At 40.9% G+C, this 15895-nt stretch carries 18 protein-coding genes; 9 read left to right on the top strand and 9 right to left on the bottom strand.

Going from position 1 to position 15895, the window contains the following annotated elements:
• Positions 1-319 precede the first annotated feature (319 nt).
• The 5 genes from AC0VYJ_RS17210 (at position 320) to AC0VYJ_RS17190 (ending at position 3856) form a co-directional block, all read left to right on the top strand.
• Positions 320-1522, top strand: a complete 1203-nt coding sequence (locus AC0VYJ_RS17210) for an NAD(P)/FAD-dependent oxidoreductase (RefSeq protein WP_194219018.1) — start codon at positions 320-322, stop codon at positions 1520-1522.
• 214 nt (positions 1523-1736) lie between these two features.
• Positions 1737-2219: an NUDIX hydrolase gene (locus AC0VYJ_RS17205; RefSeq protein ID WP_475365725.1), complete on the top strand. Its 483-nt coding sequence runs from the start codon at positions 1737-1739 to the stop codon at positions 2217-2219.
• Between the two features lie 217 nt (positions 2220-2436).
• Positions 2437-2577: a YuiA family protein gene (locus tag AC0VYJ_RS17200; protein ID WP_194219020.1), complete on the top strand. Its 141-nt coding sequence runs from the start codon at positions 2437-2439 to the stop codon at positions 2575-2577.
• 250 nt (positions 2578-2827) lie between these two features.
• Positions 2828-3145: a YuiB family protein gene (locus tag AC0VYJ_RS17195; RefSeq protein ID WP_194219021.1), complete on the top strand. Its 318-nt coding sequence runs from the start codon at positions 2828-2830 to the stop codon at positions 3143-3145.
• Positions 3146-3268: 123 nt separating this feature from the next.
• Positions 3269-3856 carry a 3D domain-containing protein gene (locus tag AC0VYJ_RS17190; protein WP_475367510.1) on the top strand — a complete coding sequence of 196 codons (588 nt, stop codon included), beginning with the start codon at positions 3269-3271 and terminating at the stop codon, positions 3854-3856.
• Positions 3857-3902: 46 nt separating this feature from the next.
• On the opposite strand, the gene AC0VYJ_RS17185 is transcribed toward AC0VYJ_RS17190, so the two are convergent.
• Complete coding sequence (locus AC0VYJ_RS17185) at positions 3903-4712, bottom strand: cobalamin-binding protein (protein WP_430241749.1); 810 nt, start codon at positions 4710-4712, stop codon at positions 3903-3905.
• Positions 4713-4728: 16 nt separating this feature from the next.
• A complete protein-coding gene (locus AC0VYJ_RS17180) occupies positions 4729-5211 on the bottom strand; it encodes a divergent PAP2 family protein (RefSeq protein WP_475365724.1) in 483 nt (160 codons plus the stop codon).
• A 359-nt stretch (positions 5212-5570) separates the two neighbouring features.
• Here AC0VYJ_RS17180 and AC0VYJ_RS17175 point away from each other — a divergent pair, with 359 nt between their 5' ends.
• The 3 genes from AC0VYJ_RS17175 (at position 5571) to AC0VYJ_RS17165 (ending at position 8596) form a co-directional block, all read left to right on the top strand.
• A complete protein-coding gene (locus AC0VYJ_RS17175; RefSeq protein ID WP_430241745.1) occupies positions 5571-6893 on the top strand; it encodes a Na+/H+ antiporter family protein in 1323 nt (440 codons plus the stop codon).
• Positions 6894-7015: 122 nt separating this feature from the next.
• Positions 7016-7612, top strand: a complete 597-nt coding sequence (locus tag AC0VYJ_RS17170) for a sulfite oxidase-like oxidoreductase (protein WP_475365723.1) — start codon at positions 7016-7018, stop codon at positions 7610-7612.
• A gap of 246 nt (positions 7613-7858) precedes the next feature.
• Positions 7859-8596, top strand: coding sequence for an STAS domain-containing protein (locus AC0VYJ_RS17165; RefSeq protein ID WP_430241742.1), 738 nt, complete (start codon positions 7859-7861; stop codon positions 8594-8596).
• Positions 8597-8642: 46 nt separating this feature from the next.
• On the opposite strand, the gene AC0VYJ_RS17160 is transcribed toward AC0VYJ_RS17165, so the two are convergent.
• Both AC0VYJ_RS17160 and AC0VYJ_RS17155 read right to left on the bottom strand, forming a co-directional pair.
• Positions 8643-10031: an N-acetylmuramoyl-L-alanine amidase gene (locus AC0VYJ_RS17160; protein ID WP_475365722.1), complete on the bottom strand. Its 1389-nt coding sequence runs from the start codon at positions 10029-10031 to the stop codon at positions 8643-8645.
• Between the two features lie 154 nt (positions 10032-10185).
• Complete coding sequence (locus AC0VYJ_RS17155; protein ID WP_430241739.1) at positions 10186-10770, bottom strand: YiiX/YebB-like N1pC/P60 family cysteine hydrolase; 585 nt, start codon at positions 10768-10770, stop codon at positions 10186-10188.
• Positions 10771-10938: 168 nt separating this feature from the next.
• On the opposite strand from AC0VYJ_RS17155, the gene AC0VYJ_RS17150 reads away from it, so the two are divergent.
• The gene (locus tag AC0VYJ_RS17150; protein WP_475365721.1) at positions 10939-11658 is read left to right on the top strand and encodes a hypothetical protein; all 720 of its coding nucleotides are present in this window, start codon (positions 10939-10941) and stop codon (positions 11656-11658) included.
• 22 nt (positions 11659-11680) lie between these two features.
• Here AC0VYJ_RS17150 and modB read toward each other — a convergent pair whose 3' ends face one another.
• From modB to AC0VYJ_RS17125, 5 genes are all read right to left on the bottom strand, one after another.
• Positions 11681-12340 carry a molybdate ABC transporter permease subunit gene (gene modB, locus AC0VYJ_RS17145; RefSeq protein WP_475365720.1) on the bottom strand — a complete coding sequence of 220 codons (660 nt, stop codon included), beginning with the start codon at positions 12338-12340 and terminating at the stop codon, positions 11681-11683.
• Positions 12333-13091: a molybdate ABC transporter substrate-binding protein gene (modA, locus tag AC0VYJ_RS17140; protein WP_475365719.1), complete on the bottom strand. Its 759-nt coding sequence runs from the start codon at positions 13089-13091 to the stop codon at positions 12333-12335. Before modA ends, modB begins: the two co-directional genes overlap by 8 nt.
• Before the next feature lie 139 nt (positions 13092-13230).
• Entirely contained in the window at positions 13231-14112 is an 882-nt protein-coding gene (locus AC0VYJ_RS17135; protein WP_475365718.1) for a vanadium-dependent haloperoxidase, read from the bottom strand.
• 94 nt (positions 14113-14206) lie between these two features.
• Positions 14207-14845, bottom strand: a complete 639-nt coding sequence (locus AC0VYJ_RS17130) for a response regulator (RefSeq protein ID WP_430241730.1) — start codon at positions 14843-14845, stop codon at positions 14207-14209.
• Positions 14832-15878 (bottom strand): HAMP domain-containing sensor histidine kinase, encoded by a 1047-nt coding sequence (locus AC0VYJ_RS17125; RefSeq protein ID WP_475365717.1) that lies wholly within the window; start codon positions 15876-15878, stop codon positions 14832-14834. The genes AC0VYJ_RS17130 and AC0VYJ_RS17125 overlap by 14 nt, the downstream gene beginning before the upstream one ends.
• Between the last annotated feature and the right edge of the window lie 17 nt (positions 15879-15895).

Below are 15895 nucleotides of genomic sequence, written 5' to 3'. Positions count from 1 at the left end.
TAAAAACGGAACTAAACCCCTAAGGTGAAAACACCTCTAGAACTTTCATTATAAAGGTTGAAAAAGAAAAAAAAAAGAATATGATTAGAATGGAGCGTCAGATTTGAAAATTTTATGACAAAGTGCGGGCTAGATCACCATTTTTTACGGTCTAGAACGTGAAATACTTAACAATGTCTCTTGATCTTATTCAATATTGTTCATTTTTGAGAAAGAGATTCCTTATATTTAGCGTTTATTGACGTTTCACGATGGGACAATGCAGGAAAATCTACAATATGTCCTAAAAAAATACCGATAAAAGGTGGATGTGATTCAAGTGAGTAGGCCAAAAATCGCAATTTTAGGTGCAGGGTACGGCGGTATTATGACAGCAGCTCGTCTTCAAAAAGAGATGGGAACAAATGAAGTGGAAGTTACGCTTGTGAATAAGCATGACTATCATTACCAAACAACATGGCTTCATGAACCAGCTGCAGGAACAATGCACCATGACAAAACAAGAATTATGATCAAAGATGTCATTGATATGAACAAAATCAAATTTATTAAAGACACAGTCGTAGAAGTAAAGCCGGATGAAAAGCGCGTCATTCTTTCTAACGGTGAACTTGAATACGATTACCTTGTGCTAGCACTTGGTTTTGAACCAGCTACGTTTGGTATTAAGGGTCTTAAAGAAAATGCCTTCAGTATTCGTAGCGTAAACTCCGTTCGAAAAATTCGTGAACACATTGAATACCAGTTCGCAAGCTACAATAATGAGTCTAAGCGTCGCGATGATCTTCTAACTATTATTGTCGGTGGCGCAGGATTCACTGGAATTGAATTTGTTGGTGAACTTGCTGAACGTGTTCCTGAACTGTGCAAAGAGTTCGATATCCCTCGTGATCGCGTTAAAATCATTAATGTGGAAGCGTCCCCAACTGTTCTTCCTGGTTTTGATGAGGAGCTTGTAGAATACGGAATGAATCTACTTGAACGTAAAGGTGTGGAATTCCGTACGAGCACAATGATCAAAGAAGTAACAGAAGATGGCGTTATTTTGGGTGAGGATGAAGAAGTAAAAGCGGCGACAGTTGTTTGGACTGGTGGCGTGCAAGGTAACTCCATCGTTGCAAATTCTGGCTTCGAAACAAACCGCGGCCGTGTTCCTGTTCGTAAAGATCAGCGTACACCGGATTACGATAATGTTTTCGTTGTTGGAGATTGTGCTCTTCTTATTAACGAAGAAATCAATCGTCCATTCCCTCCGACGGCTCAGGTTGCGATCCAAGCTGCTGGAGCTGTATCTAAGAACTTATTGAGCCTTGTGCGCGGGAAAGAGCTTGAGAGCTTTACTCCTGACATCAAAGGTACGGTTGCTTCACTTGGTAAAGGCGAAGCGATTGGTAAAGTTGGGAATAAAAAGCTCTATGGTAGCACAGCGTCTGCTATGAAAAAAGTGATTGATAATCGCTATCTCTTCATGCTTGGTGGGCCAGGGCTTGTCTGGAAAAAAGGTAAGCTTAAGCTATTTTAAGATCATTCGATAAAGAGGGCAAAGACGTCATGTCTTTGCCTTTTTTTGCTCTTATGAAATGATTCATTTGTGATCAGCGCAATAAGAAAAACGAAGGCGATCGTCATAAAGGAGATGACGATCAGCCAAGTTTTTCTAATCTATTCAATAGAATAGGGGCTATAGTAAAGTCTATGAACGTACTACTTTATTTATTCCAGGGGAGGATTTCGATTTGACCGAAAGAGGAAAAGTATGGTTGGCGGCAGCAGGCATTGTGGAATTTGAGGGGAAGTATCTCGTCGTGATGAAGAAGTATGGTGGATTAAAAGGAAGATGGTCTTTTCCTGCTGGATTTGTGGATCCGGGTGAAACGGTTGATGAAGCCGCTGTCCGAGAAATTTTTGAAGAAACGGGTATTGTTGCAGAAACGACTGGAATAGCAGGAATTCGTTCAGGTGTCATTAACAAAGATGTAAGTGATAACTTAGTGGTTTTTTATATGAGAAGAACCGGAGGCACGCTAACGTCTGAAACGAATGAAATTGGAGAGTCCCGATTTTTAACAAAGGAGGAACTGCTTACTGATCCACGTACGTCGTCTATGATTCCTTCTTTTCTGAATGGAATGGATCAGTTTATAACGGAGATGAATCCTGGAAATCAATTTCAGTACACGTCTTACAAATTGTTATATTCGAGCTTCAATAAAAAGTGAAAACTTTAAAACGAATGGAAACACCTCGGTTATAGATGGAAAGGTCCGATTCGCTCACATCACCTACTAATGGTTGAAATGATTTGATAAATGACGAAATAATCTGATAACTAAGTATGTATTCGCTTACACGGGCTGTCAGTGAGAAATTTGGTGTTTTTCTTTTTCAACGTTTCTTGATATATTATCAGAAAATTACAACAAAGGAGTGGTTGATGTGAGAAGACAACAAAATAAGGCGAAAGCAACTGATTGCCCTTATTGCCAGGGAAAGGGGTACTTTCAACTACTTCTTGGTGGATCGGAAACATGCGATAACTGTGGAGGAAGTGGAGCAAAACAAAATCCAACTAACTAAGCGTTTGAGAGCGCTTAGTTTTTCTTTTGGTTCAAAAATAATAATGTATGGATTGAGGTCTAGCTCCAGCGCCCAGGTCCTCGAGTCGCTTCAGCATTTCAGTTGAACACAAAGAACCGTGTTCAACTGAAATGCTTCCAGCGCTTGTCGGACCTACCAGTCGCTTGCGCTTTTCTTTTGTTCACCCTCTGTTCATTGACTAAAATGGGACAATCCAGTAAACTAACAATGATTACTCGGGGGTGAAACGATGGCGATTCCACAGCTGATTATTTCGATGCTGCTGTTTATTGTGCTTTTCTTTGGAATTGGATTCCTGCTTAACATGCTTCTACGCTCGACATGGATTATGGCAGTTGTCTATCCTGTAATCGTTATCATGATTATTGATAACGTTACGTTTTTTCAATATTTTTCCTCACCAGGTTCTTCATTTAAAGCGTTAGGTACTGATCTTCTTTCACTAGGAAGTGCCGATGCGATTATTTTAACTGCTGGACTTGTTGGAGCTGTGTTCGCTGGTGTTGCGATCAGAATGCTTCGTGTAAGAGGATATCAGATGTTTTAAAAGCTTCGCCAATTGTTGGCAGAAGCTTTTTATATGTGTAAAAGCACGTTATTTTGATGAATAGGTTTTCACTTCTCTGGAAATGAATAGATCATGAGAGGAGTGGAAAATGTGCGATTTATCATGCTGATCGCAAAAGGGATGATCTTTACAGGTCTTTTTGCAGCAGCGTTGCTATCAACTTATTTATTATTATCGGGTTTATCAATGCAAGATGTAACGAAGTGGATTTTTCCTCAGCAGACTGTACTCAGTGAAGAGGATAGGACAAGCCTAGCGACCTCTCAGGATTGGTCACAGTATCCAACGCATACCGTAACGGCTACAGGTTATACGGCAGGTGAGGAATCAACAGGGAAAACACCTGAGCATCCTGCATATGGCATCACCTATTCTGGCGTAAAGGTAAAGCGGGATCTCTACTCTACGATCGCTGCCGATACGTCCGTCTTTCCAATTGGTAGTGTACTCTTTATTCCTGAGTATGGCTTTGGTGTTGTAGCAGATACAGGAAGTGCGATAACTGGGAAGAGAATTGATCTCTATTACGACACAGTTAATGATGTTTATAATGAGTGGGGGAAAAAGACACTCGACGTATATCTGATCGAAAAAGGTGATGGAACCTTAACGGAAGAAATGTTGTTAACTTTGAATGAAGAAGAGTCGATGCAAGTTTTCAGACAAGAGTTTATGAGTGAGAAAGAATAACAGAAGCTACAAAACGTCGGAGAGTATACTCTCCGACGTTTTGCGTTTACCTCTCATTTTCTAAGAAAGCATCTTCCCCTTCAAAAGAGGGATAGCGATCAGGATGAAGAATGGCTGCAAGTTTGACGAGGCCGGTCATTAGACGTGGTGAAGGGCGACAATAAAGCCATTCTTCAAGTACATGAATGGGACTTTCTTGAAGCTTGTCCCAGTCCTGACGTTTTTGAACGATTTTTGGATTTACTTTATTCTGTCGAACGCCAACCCAGGCAAGACAAATATGGTCTGGTCTTCGCTTTACGACATCTGCCCAGTCTGTTTGAACAGAAGCGAGTTCCACATCACGAAAAGAATTTCTCGCTCCTGCCAGTTCACTAATTTCAGTCAGCCAGTTTGTTTTACCAGGTGTGAAAATGGGCTTTGGCCACCATTCCCAATAAATATCCGGCTTCTCTGGGATTTGATCACTGATTTTCTTGTACTCCTGAATCAATTTTCTGAAACGATTGGAAAGGGAGAGGGCTTCCTGCTTTTTATTTGTAAGCTCTCCAAGAGTAACGAGATCGTTACAAATATCCTCAAGGGAATTGGGATTTAATACTGTATAAGATAGACCAAGTTCGTCCATGCCTTCAATATTTTTCTCCATTCCTGGAACGCTCAGTGATGCGAGAATAAGGTCTGGTTTCAACGCTTCAACTTGCTTCAAATCAATTGAAAGATCGGGACCAAGACGTGGAAGACTCCTGATTTGTTCTGGCCAGTCGGAAAAGTCATCAACACCGACAAGCTGATCTGTTAAACCAAGGTAGGCGCATAGCTCAGTATTACTAGGACACAATGAAACAATTCGCATTTAAGTCCTCCTATATTTAAGCAATTTGAAAAGCATAGTATAAAATTAAAGTTGAAATAATTCCAAGCAAGCTACCAACGAGAACTTCGATTGGCTTATGCCCTAATAGCTCTTTTAATTCTTCAATTTTCTCTCGTTCTTGCTTTTGCTGCCAATTTTTCGCTTCAGAAACGAATCTATTGAAATTAAGAACAAGCTGGTTTAGTACAATGGCTTGCTCTCCTGTTTGTCTGCGAACACCGGTTGAATCAAACATCACAATAATGCTGAACATCGCTGCTACGGCAAATATAGGAGAATCAAGGCCAGTCTCAAGTGCAACTCCAGTCGCTAAAGCTGTCGTAGCGGCGGAATGAGAGCTTGGCATGCCGCCTGTTGCGTTGAAGAGGGACCAATTAATTTGTTTCGTTGCAATAAAATAAATCGGTACTTTCAGAAACTGGGCAAATACAACGCCAAATAGCGCTGCCCAAAGGGGGAAATTTAGCAAAATATCCATGAGTGACAACATCTTCCTTTCTAAACTGTTCCTACTGAATGGTGTACCCGAAGAAATTTACTTTCAATCGAGTGAATGATTGAAGTAATGGAGATCGGTTGAGGATAAACTTTCAAGTCTTTGCTCATTTGGTGGTTCAATTTAATCTTAGGGGATGAAATCCTTACCTAACTTCCATTTAAAACAAGGAATATAATACATGAAATTGTCAGTCTATTATACCATATCCCTGTGAAGTTGTGATTTGACACATGGTAAGATGGGGAAGCACCAGCGTCTTCCATTGACACGATTTCTCTTTCGTGTTAACTTATTAGTGATTTACCAAACTAAAGGATTAATTGAAAGGTTGTTACGTTATGAATGCCGTTATTCTTGCAGTTCTCATCATGCTAGGGCTAAGCCTTTTTCGTATACATGTTGTCATTGCACTTGTTATTGGAGCGATCGCCGGTGGTTTATTAGGAGGACTTTCTCTTAATGATACAATCGAAGCGTTTAGTTCAGGGCTTGGAGGAGGAGCGACTGTTGCATTGAGCTATGCGTTGCTTGGTAGCTTTGCTGTAGGTCTTACTCGCACTGGACTTCCTGAATTAATTGTTGAGCGTGCTCTAAAGATGGTTAATCGTCGTGGAGGAGATCGGAAGAAGGGACTTGCTAAAGTTCTTATTCTCTTTGTCATTCTTCTCATCGCATGTTTCTCTCAGAACCTAGTGCCTGTTCACATTGCGTTCATTCCTATTCTTATCCCACCTATTCTTCAGGTGTTAAATGAACTTGGAATGGATCGTAGAGCGGTAGCAGCTGTTCTTACTTTTGGACTAACCGCACCATACATTCTGTTACCGGCTGGTTTCGGTAAAATATTTCACGAAATTCTTCAGTCGAATATGGCTGATAGTGGCATGGAAATTGAACTTTCCTCTATACCGACAGCTATGCTATTGCCAACAGCAGGTCTCGTCGTTGGTCTCCTTATTGCGGTCTTCTTTTCATACCGCAAGCCAAGGACATATAAACAGCTATCTATTGCTCAGGAAGATACATCTGAGACATATAGTTATTCAAATCGCTCCATCCTATTTGCCATTTTATCTGTTGTCGTTACCCTTGCTGTTCAGATTCCAACTGAATCAATGATTCTAGGCGCACTTTCAGGTATTATCGTCCTTTATATTACGGGGAGCATTCGATTGGCTGAATCTGAAGCGATTTTAACAGACGGTATGAAAATGATGGCATTCATTGGTTTTGTGATGCTTGCAGCGAATGGGTTCGCTGAAGTTCTAAGACAAACGGGTGAAGTTCAATCGCTTGTAACACAAGCATCCGGATTAATAGGCGATAATAAAGCGCTAGCGGCTCTTTTGATGTTAATCGTCGGATTGTTTATTACGATGGGAATCGGATCATCATTCTCAACCATTCCAATTATTGCAGCGATTTATGTTCCACTTGCTATGGAATTAGGATTTAGCCCAATGGCAACAATTGCGCTTGTCGGAACTGCCGCCGCCCTCGGAGATGCGGGTTCCCCTGCATCAGATAGTACATTAGGCCCTACATCAGGACTAAATGCAGATGGTCAGCATAATCACATTTGGGATACGGTTGTTCCAACGTTCTTACACTATAATATTCCGCTTATCTTATTTGGCTGGATTGCAGCTATGATCTTTTAACTAAGAAAAACACGGAGAGTGCTCTCCGTGTTTTTCTTTTTGCTTATTATAGAGCATTCTATAAAAGAAGGTTCGGTGTATTCTGTTACACTAAATAAAACAGCTATGAAATGAGGTGGCGTATGTACTTTGGTAAAGTAAAGGAGCAAAACAGCGATCGTGTTCCTCCTAATCAACGCGTAACGAAGGGATGGCCAGTTCTACACGTTGGTGACGTGCCATATTATGAAAAACATCTTTCAAATTGGGATTTAAGAATAGGAGGCCTTGTTGAGCGCCCTACGGTTCTAACCTTTGAACAGCTAATGGCTCTACCTGAGACGTCACAAACAAATGATATTCACTGTGTGACAGGCTGGTCAAAGTTTGATAATGAATGGGAAGGCATTGCAACACGGACGATAGCAGATCATGTGGGCATTCGAAAGGAAGCTAGGTTTGTTATGTTAGAGGCAGAAGAAGGATGGACTACGAATCTTCCGCTTGAAGATTTTCTTGCAGAATCGAGCCTTCTTGCTTACAAACATAACGGGAAAATGTTAACCCCAGAACACGGCTATCCGATCAGAATGGTAGTGCCCCATCTGTATTTCTGGAAAAGTGCGAAATGGATTCGCGCAATTAAATTTCGGTCAGAAAATCAGCAGGGCTTTTGGGAACGGAATGGTTATCATATGTATGGTGACCCGTGGAAAGAACAGCGATTTGCTTGGGATTGAAAACTGCCATTTTGGCAGTTTTTTTTGTGCAGAAAGTAACTAGATATGGTGAGAGTTTTGTAGTAGACAAAACGATTCGTTTACAAAAACAGGGAAATAAAGATGGATGTAGAATTTAGATAGTTATAATAAATAGGAATGGGAAAGCTTGAAGCCCCATAATAGACTGACAGAGATGTAATGGACGAATTGAGTAGCCGATCTTCTCCTTTTGTTTTATGAGTCTGATCTAATAGGAGTGATATAGTGAGTATAGTACAGGATCATATATTGAATCATATATCATGTGGTATTTTAGCGATCGACTTAGATTTTCGCATCATACACATTAACGAAGTAGCGGAAAAGATTCTAAAAGTTAAGCGTGAAGATGTGTTAGGGGAAAATGTATACGAAGTTTTCCCGTTAGCGCCAGAAGAAGTGCGCCATGTGGAGCGGACGATTGAAACGGGAGAAGAGTTTTTCATTGAAGCTATGCCGTATAGCTGGGGAGTTTATAACCTGTATTTAACCATTCAAACAAGGGTTTTACGAGAATCTGATAAAATGTATGGAGCAATGGTAGAATTCCGGGATATGACTCATTTGTATGAAAAACAAGAAGAACTGATTGATCGCATGGAGAACATGGCAGTGAACGTAATCCCTCTTATGGATCAACTGGGATTATTACCTCTTCAACCTGTTGTGGAAGAAGTAGGTTTTCAATTCCTTCTTGATATAGGACTTCAAAAAGTAGCTGATATGAAAGTGAATACACTTATTATCGATTTATCGTCTGTTACCTCTCTCAATCAAGAGTTTTCTGAAATGATGTTAAAGTTATGCGGCTCATTGAACCTCCTTGGGGTGGATATCATGATTACTGGGGTACGTGCAGAAACGGCGATAAAGTGGATTTCATCAGGAACGGATTACATAAAAACAACCTATCATCCACACGTACAGGCTGCTATTTCAAAGTATAAGAATAGCCGGTTATAGAAAAAGAGCGTTCTCCTAAAGCGGGGAACGCTCTTTCATCTAAATGTTAAATTTCAAGGTTTTTGAGTGTCGTTTGCAATGTTGCCTGTTCTTTTTCAAGTTTGACTAATGCCGATTCGAGCATTTTTTTGTACAAAGAGAGAATGAGCTCACCGTAATTGGAACCAGGAACAGCCCACTTACCATTCAATGACTGCCATGTTGTGGCAGAGCCACGTGTCACAAGATCGAATCTTGGATCAACTTTTTCGTCCCATGCCGGAAGAGGAGATGTGGAAGCATATGCATAGAGGTGTTGGATATGAGCAAGAACGCCAGTCGAAGCATTTGGAAAGGTCGCACCTGCTACTCCGCCTCCAGTCGCTCCAATTCCCGCGAAATTATTTTGCTCTGGTTTCACATCGCCAGTAAAACGAAAGAAATTTGTTTCGTGAAGTGCTTGAGCATACGCAATATCACCGCGAATGGAATATTTCTTACTATGGGCCAAATATAGGGCAGCAAGATCTGGTGCTCCAGGATTAATGGTTCTTGTATAAGCATCCATTTGCTCAGCTGATAAGACCGCATTGCCCTGTATTTTATAACCTTTGTCTGGAACCGGCACCGGGTCCGGTTCCACCACGGGAGGGTTTCCTTTTTCAACTAGTATAAATGTTTCTATACCTGCTTTGTTTAATTTTTCTGCTAAGACTTCTGCATTTTCTTTTTCCTTAAATGCGCCAACTTGAATGCGGTAGATTGTTTCCTTGTTGACGACAGTGGTGGCTATAAAACCCCCAAAGCCTTTTTGAATTAACATGTTCAGATAGGTTTCTGCATTTTCTCGCTTGCTAAAAGCTCCCGCAATCACTTTATATAAAGTGCCATCGACCGGCTTAGGTTTTAACGGAAGTTTCATGGCGCTTGCAGTTGCATCAGCAATGACAGTCGATATGTCTGTCATAAATGCAGGGTTGGTGAGGAGTTTAAGGTCTTTTTCACTATCAACAAATAACACTTCAATAAGCAATGCATTCATTTTCGTTTCGCGTAAGACATGAAAGTTGGCGCGTTTTTTTCCGCGATCCAAGATATTGTATTTCTTTAATATGTCGGTTGAAATTTTGTTGTGGATAGTCGATTGTAGTTGGACGGTTTCATTTGGAACAGTGCCATTAAAGATATATGTTTCAAACCCGCTCCCACCTGCAGCATTATGGTGAATGCTAAGGTAGAAATCAGCTTTGATCGCATTTGCAAAATTTGTTCTAGGTTTTAAGTCAATGGTTTTATCGGATTCGCGTGTTAATGCCACTTCTACTTCGTATTTTGAAAATAAACGATCTCTTACCATACGAGCAATAGCAAGGTTGAAATTTTTCTCTTGATAATTTTTATACGTTGCACCAGGGTCTGTACCACCGTGCCCTGGATCAATTATGATTAACGTCAAGTGACTCCCTCCATCATTGTCGGATACTATTAGTATATTTATACCAATTCAATCTGTCTGGACAAACCGTACAATTAGGAGAAGTTTCTTGAAAATAGGCTTTTTACCACAGTCAATAGTGTAACTGTTCAATAAAAAATCATAGTGGTTCATGTTACGGAGTGAGTTTATATAGTGGTTGAACAGCTGGATCACTTGCAATATGCTCTGGATAAATGAAGCCTCGGCCATCGTCTGAGAAAGAGATGCCTGCTTTTTGGAAACACTCCTGAATAAACTCTGAACAGATGTATTTGTCATTTGGTATCGATTCAAGGTCGCCAATCACGACGCTTGCCAGGATTTTAAGGATTTCTTCTATGTCATAAAGCTTACCTGTTAGATCAGCGCCTCTTCTTAGCATTGCATTACGCTTACTTTCGTCTAAGTTCTTTGTGAGAGAATGCCTTGCAAGATAAAGCTTTCCTTTGTATGGGTGCCCTGAATTGCGATAGTCTTGGAAATAATGAGATAGTGGTACGATGCGTACACCGTAACTTTCCACGCTTTCTAGCATCATAATGCGATCCATCCACCGAAATAGAAGGGCAACGTGACTGAATTGGGATTTGGATACGTTCTGAATGATTTTACTAACTGGGTACGAGCCACTACAAAGGAGAAGGTCGCCTGTTTGAATGTCATTTCGAGCAGATAGGTAGTTTTTGACGGTTAAGTTAACGTAACGGTTTGCTGACATGATGAACCTCCTATAAATGAGCTTACTCTTGTAGTTAGATACATAAACCATTTCTCCTTCTTTTTACCATTGGAACAGTAGGACCAAAACAGTTTCGAGATAATAGTGAAGAAAATGGTTGTATTTGCTGAACAAATAATCCTATAGTTAATTGTGAGGTGAATGAGGATGGATTTCTTAAAAGCAGTGGTGGTTATCGCATTTCTTCTGATGACGGCTAATATCATTAAACCCTTTGTAACATCTTCTAGAAAAAGAGCAGCAATGTTTGCCGGCTTTTGGCTATTGCTATACATAGTCGTCTGGGGCGTTCCGACCTTTGGCGGTGCGCCAACTGATGAAGCGATCGGGAATGGAAATGAATCATCAGGAAACAGTCAGCAAAATGAGGATGAAGTCCCGAATGATGTGAAGGAAGAAGAAGCTCAGATTGAAGAAGAGATTGATTTTGAACCTCCATCGATTGAATTGATTGTAAATGCTCCGGAGTTACTAGGTTTATCACGTGAGGAATTTCTATCGAACTTCCCTAAGAGCATTGAGCCAGATCGCAAGGATCCAATGAAAATGACATTTGAAAATGGTGAAGTTATTTTCAAAGATAATGTTGCCGTTGAGATGAATTATTTTCCAGAAGGGTTACGTTACCTTGAGGATAATCGCCTTCTCCTCGCGAGTTTAGGTTTTGAAGTGGAAGAGGTTAGAAAAGGGTCGAATCCATTTGAGAAACCTGTAACGATCTATCTTATAGAAGGTTTTACTGATGTGACGATTTATGGAACGGAAGGTGAGAGTGAAGCCCCTTCCATTGAGAAAATTCATTTGCGGAAAGAATTTTATCCAGCATCGTTAGAGCCTGAGGAAGAAGAAAGGAATACAGAAGAGTAAAAAACTCGCGTAAGCGAGTTTTTTATATTTTAACCGCTACTCGGTAAGATAAAAAAAGCATGATCGTTGAGATGGTAATAGTTACGATTACCCAGGACCAAGCAAGTGTCATTTGACCAGAGTCAATGGCAACATAAATAGCCGTGGGCATGGTCTGTGTTTTTCCAGGTAGGTTTCCGGCGAACATTAAAGTCGCTCCAAATTCCCCAAGTGCACGAGCAAAGCTTAAGATAATCCCAGAGATAAGAGCGTTCGAAGCAAGTGGAATTGAGATGACTCTTAGAACCATCCATTTTCCTGCTCCATCTACCCGTGCTGCATCCTCAATATCTCGATCAACTGACTCAAAACCGACTTTAGCTGATTGATACATGAGCGGGAATGCAACGACACTTGCCGCGACAACACCTGCTTGCCACGTGAAAATGAGTGAGTGCTCGAAGATCGTCTCAATCCACTGACCAATTGGACTTGAAGCGCCAAAGAGGACGAGTAGAATAAAGCCGACAACCGAAGGAGGCAGCACAAGCGGGAGCATTATAACGGTGTCGATCAAACTTTTCCCGCGAAAATTCTTTCCTGCCATTAGGTGACTAATGATAATACCGAGGACTGTCACGATGATACTTGCGACGAGAGAGATTTTAAGTGAAATTAGTATGGGATCAAGGAATTCAGTCATTTGCAGTCACGTCACTTTGGAAACCATAGGATTCAAAAATCGCTAATGCTTCTTCGCTTTGTAAGAATGTGAAATAGTCACTGGCTCCTTCGTTAGCTCCTTTGACGATCCCGGCAGGATAAATGATCGGTGAATACGATTGGGTAGGTACATCTTCTACCAAGGTTACTTTGCTAGAAGAGCGATAGTCGGTTTCATAAACAATACCTGCATCGGCATTACCTGTTTCAACGTAAGTCAGAACCTGTCGCACATCTTTACTGAAGATTAGCTGATCTTCCATCGTACCCCACTTGTTTGCGTATCGTAGCGCTTCTTTTGCATAGGCTCCAGCTGGGACTGTTTCAGGCGTTCCGATCGCTAAGCGACCTTTATGACTTTCATCTAATTGGTCAAAGCTACTCAATTTAGATGATTGGCTTTTAATTAGAACGAGTTTATTTCGCAGTATATTTGTTTCGATTTCGAGCAGGTCTTCCTTTTTAATTTCATCGAAATAAGACTCTGATGCAGAGAAGTAGACATCTATAGGTGCGCCTTGCTTAATCTGATTGGCTAGAACACCAGATGATGCAAGATTTAGTGTGATTTCTGTATCAGGATGTTCTTGTTCATAAAGAGAATTTAACTCTTTCATCGCATCACTTAAACTAGCCGCTGCGGCAACCGTTATATTGGCTGTTTCATCATTGCTTGATTGACATCCTGCAATGGAGAACACCATAAGGATAAGAAGTAGTAAATGCTTCATATGTAAGATCCTTTCATCTGCTAATCTTCCATCTATTATAACGAAACTTCCTCTATTTGTACGGTAAGAAGACATAGAAAAATTGAATCACTTTATGATTTATCGCAAAGTGATCCAATTCAAATGTGGGATAGAATCGTTAGAAAAAGAGTTTTGGTTTAGGTTGTTTTGTATTACTTCGCACAAAAGGATTTTTAGTTGAAGAATCACATTTCGAATCGAATGGATACTCAATTGCCTGCTTGTATGGCGGAGGTGCTAATTTAGCGTGATGACTTTCTCGGTATGGCACATCAATTGTTTGCCCACGAACATTATCTTGACTTTCTAACTCAGCGGCGACGATGGAACCTATTTGTTTTCCGAGGCGAAGTCCTTCTTCATTATCAACTGGGAAGTGCACTCCAGCATAGAGTCGTGAGTCAGCGCACTCTTTCGCGAGTTCTCTTAATCGTTCTTGCTCTGCAGGAAAGAAATAAGAAAGAATTTCTGCTGTAGCTGCTCCTACCGTTGCATGTCCTGATGGATAGGTGGGATGTCTTGGGGTACAGAGCAGGGATTTGAAATCGTGATCCAGTTGATTTGGTCTTGCAACATTCCAACGGTATTTTAAATACCAGGCCGTTGTAAAAGCATCATTCATGCCGGTTGCTACGCCTGCAAGAATTCTTGCTGCTCGAGGTGCTGTTACGTTGTACGTATCAATTAACTTATCAATAATCGGAGTCCATTGTTTACTGGCTACACCAGTCCCCCAATATTCAGCTAAAGTGGCTTGCTTCGGATTAAGGTCTTTCTGTGCATGTTTGACCTTTTTTAACTCACTGTCCCAATCGATCGATGCTGGTGGCTTGATGTCCAGTCGAAAGGGTCTTCCGCTTAATGTGGTAAAACGCCCTGGTGGTTTATTACGGATATAATAATCCGGCCATGATCCAGCGTAAGGTTCTTCTGGATTATGAGGCGGCTCGTTTTCACCTGCATACGGAAGCTCTGACCATTTTTTATAATTCTCTGCCATAGCTAGTTCCTCCTTCAATCACTACTCCCTATAGTAAATGCGAGGCAGTTAAGAGGGGTGCTAAACTAAAAGGCATATTCTAGAAGGTTACGTGTTAACGAACCATGCCGTTTCTTATCGCATAAACTGCAGCCTGAGTTCGATCATTGACACCGAGTTTCCCCAAAATATTACTTACATGTGTTTTCACTGTTTTTAATCCAATGTATAGTTCTTCGGCAATTTGATTATTTGTTTTTCCTTCGCCTATTAATAGCAGAACTTCTTTTTCGCGTTTTGTTAGATCATCATGCAAAGACTTCTTTTGATTTGAGCGTAATTGGTTCATCATTTTTTGAGCGACCTTCTGTTCGATTACGCTTTCATCCTGAACAGCCTTACGAATGGTCGAGATAATTTCATCAGCAGAAGCTGTTTTTAGAAGGTAGCTAAAGGCACCTGCTTCAATCGCAGGAAACACCTGCTCATCATCATAGAAACTTGTTATGATAATGATCTTTGCATTTGGCCTCAGGGTCATGATTTCTTTTGTTGCCTCAATGCCCGTCATCTCTGGCATAATAAGATCCATTAAGATCACATCAGGATCCATTTCATTCACTAGAGTGACAGCTTCCTTACCATTAGAAGCTTCGCCTACGATTTGAAAATCTGGTTCTGTCAGAAGGTAAGCTTTCAATCCTTTTCGGACCATATCGTGGTCATCAACAATCATCATCTTAATCTCTGGCATCGTTCCAACCCTCCAACGGCACACGTACTTCAACCAGGGTTCCTTCACCAGCGCGAGAAGAGATGCGGAACTGTCCGCCGATTTCATCGCATCGCTCCTGCATAGAACCTAGTCCGTATGCTCCTTTTTTGTTTTCATTCATTTCAAACCCTTTTCCATTATCTTTTATATGTAATAAAAACTGGTTTTTCTTAAGCTTAACAGTAATTCGAATTACAGATGCTTCAGCATGCCGGAGTGCATTCCCGAGGCTTTCTTGAACGATTCGGAATAAATTCTCTTCAATTCCGTTAGAAAGGTCGGGAAGATCATTTAGTGTGACGTGAAAGGTAACCCCGGATTTTTTTTCTAACTCATCGACAAGCTTTCTCACCCCTTCGCATAATGAATCTTCAGATAGGTGAATCGGACGGAGGTGGAGTAGAAGTGCTCTCATTTCAACTTGTGCTTTACTTGCGAGATCTGCGACATCCAACATTTGTGATTTAGCGGTTTCAATATCTCGATCCATCATCTTTATGGAAGCAGAAGACATCATATTTAGCGCGAAAAGCTGTTGACTGACAGCATCATGAAGGTCTCTTGCAAGTCGTTGACGTTCCTCGATAATGGCTGCTCCTCTTGCTTTCTCAGCTAAATCCGCTTTTTGGTTAACTAAATTCTGTAGAGAGGTTACTTGCTTCTGAAGCTTATCAGCCAGTTCGTTTAATTCATTACTAATCCGACCAATTTCATCTTTGGCTGTCATTTCCATTTTTTCAGTGAACTTGCCTCTCGAAAGAATGATGATTTGGGTGGAGATATCTTCAAGTCGATTTCTGATGGAGAGTGTATCTTTATAGCTGAAATAGCTTCCTAACAGAACCACAAGAAGCATGACTAAAAGCGGTGATAGTAAACTGAATAGCACAGATACGGCATTAGGCTGGAAAAACAGTGCAATTTGGATAACTAGGAAATAAAGAACCCCGGTAAATAAAGCAGTATAAAGAAGCGACTTGAGTAATTTCCATCTGAGCGTTGATTTATTCACATCTATGGCACCTTTCT

This window comes from Anaerobacillus sp. 63XJN7_5_ISO-PGPR-S23-430 (assembly GCF_056173695.1).
This window is presented reverse-complemented; position numbering and strand designations above follow the sequence as displayed.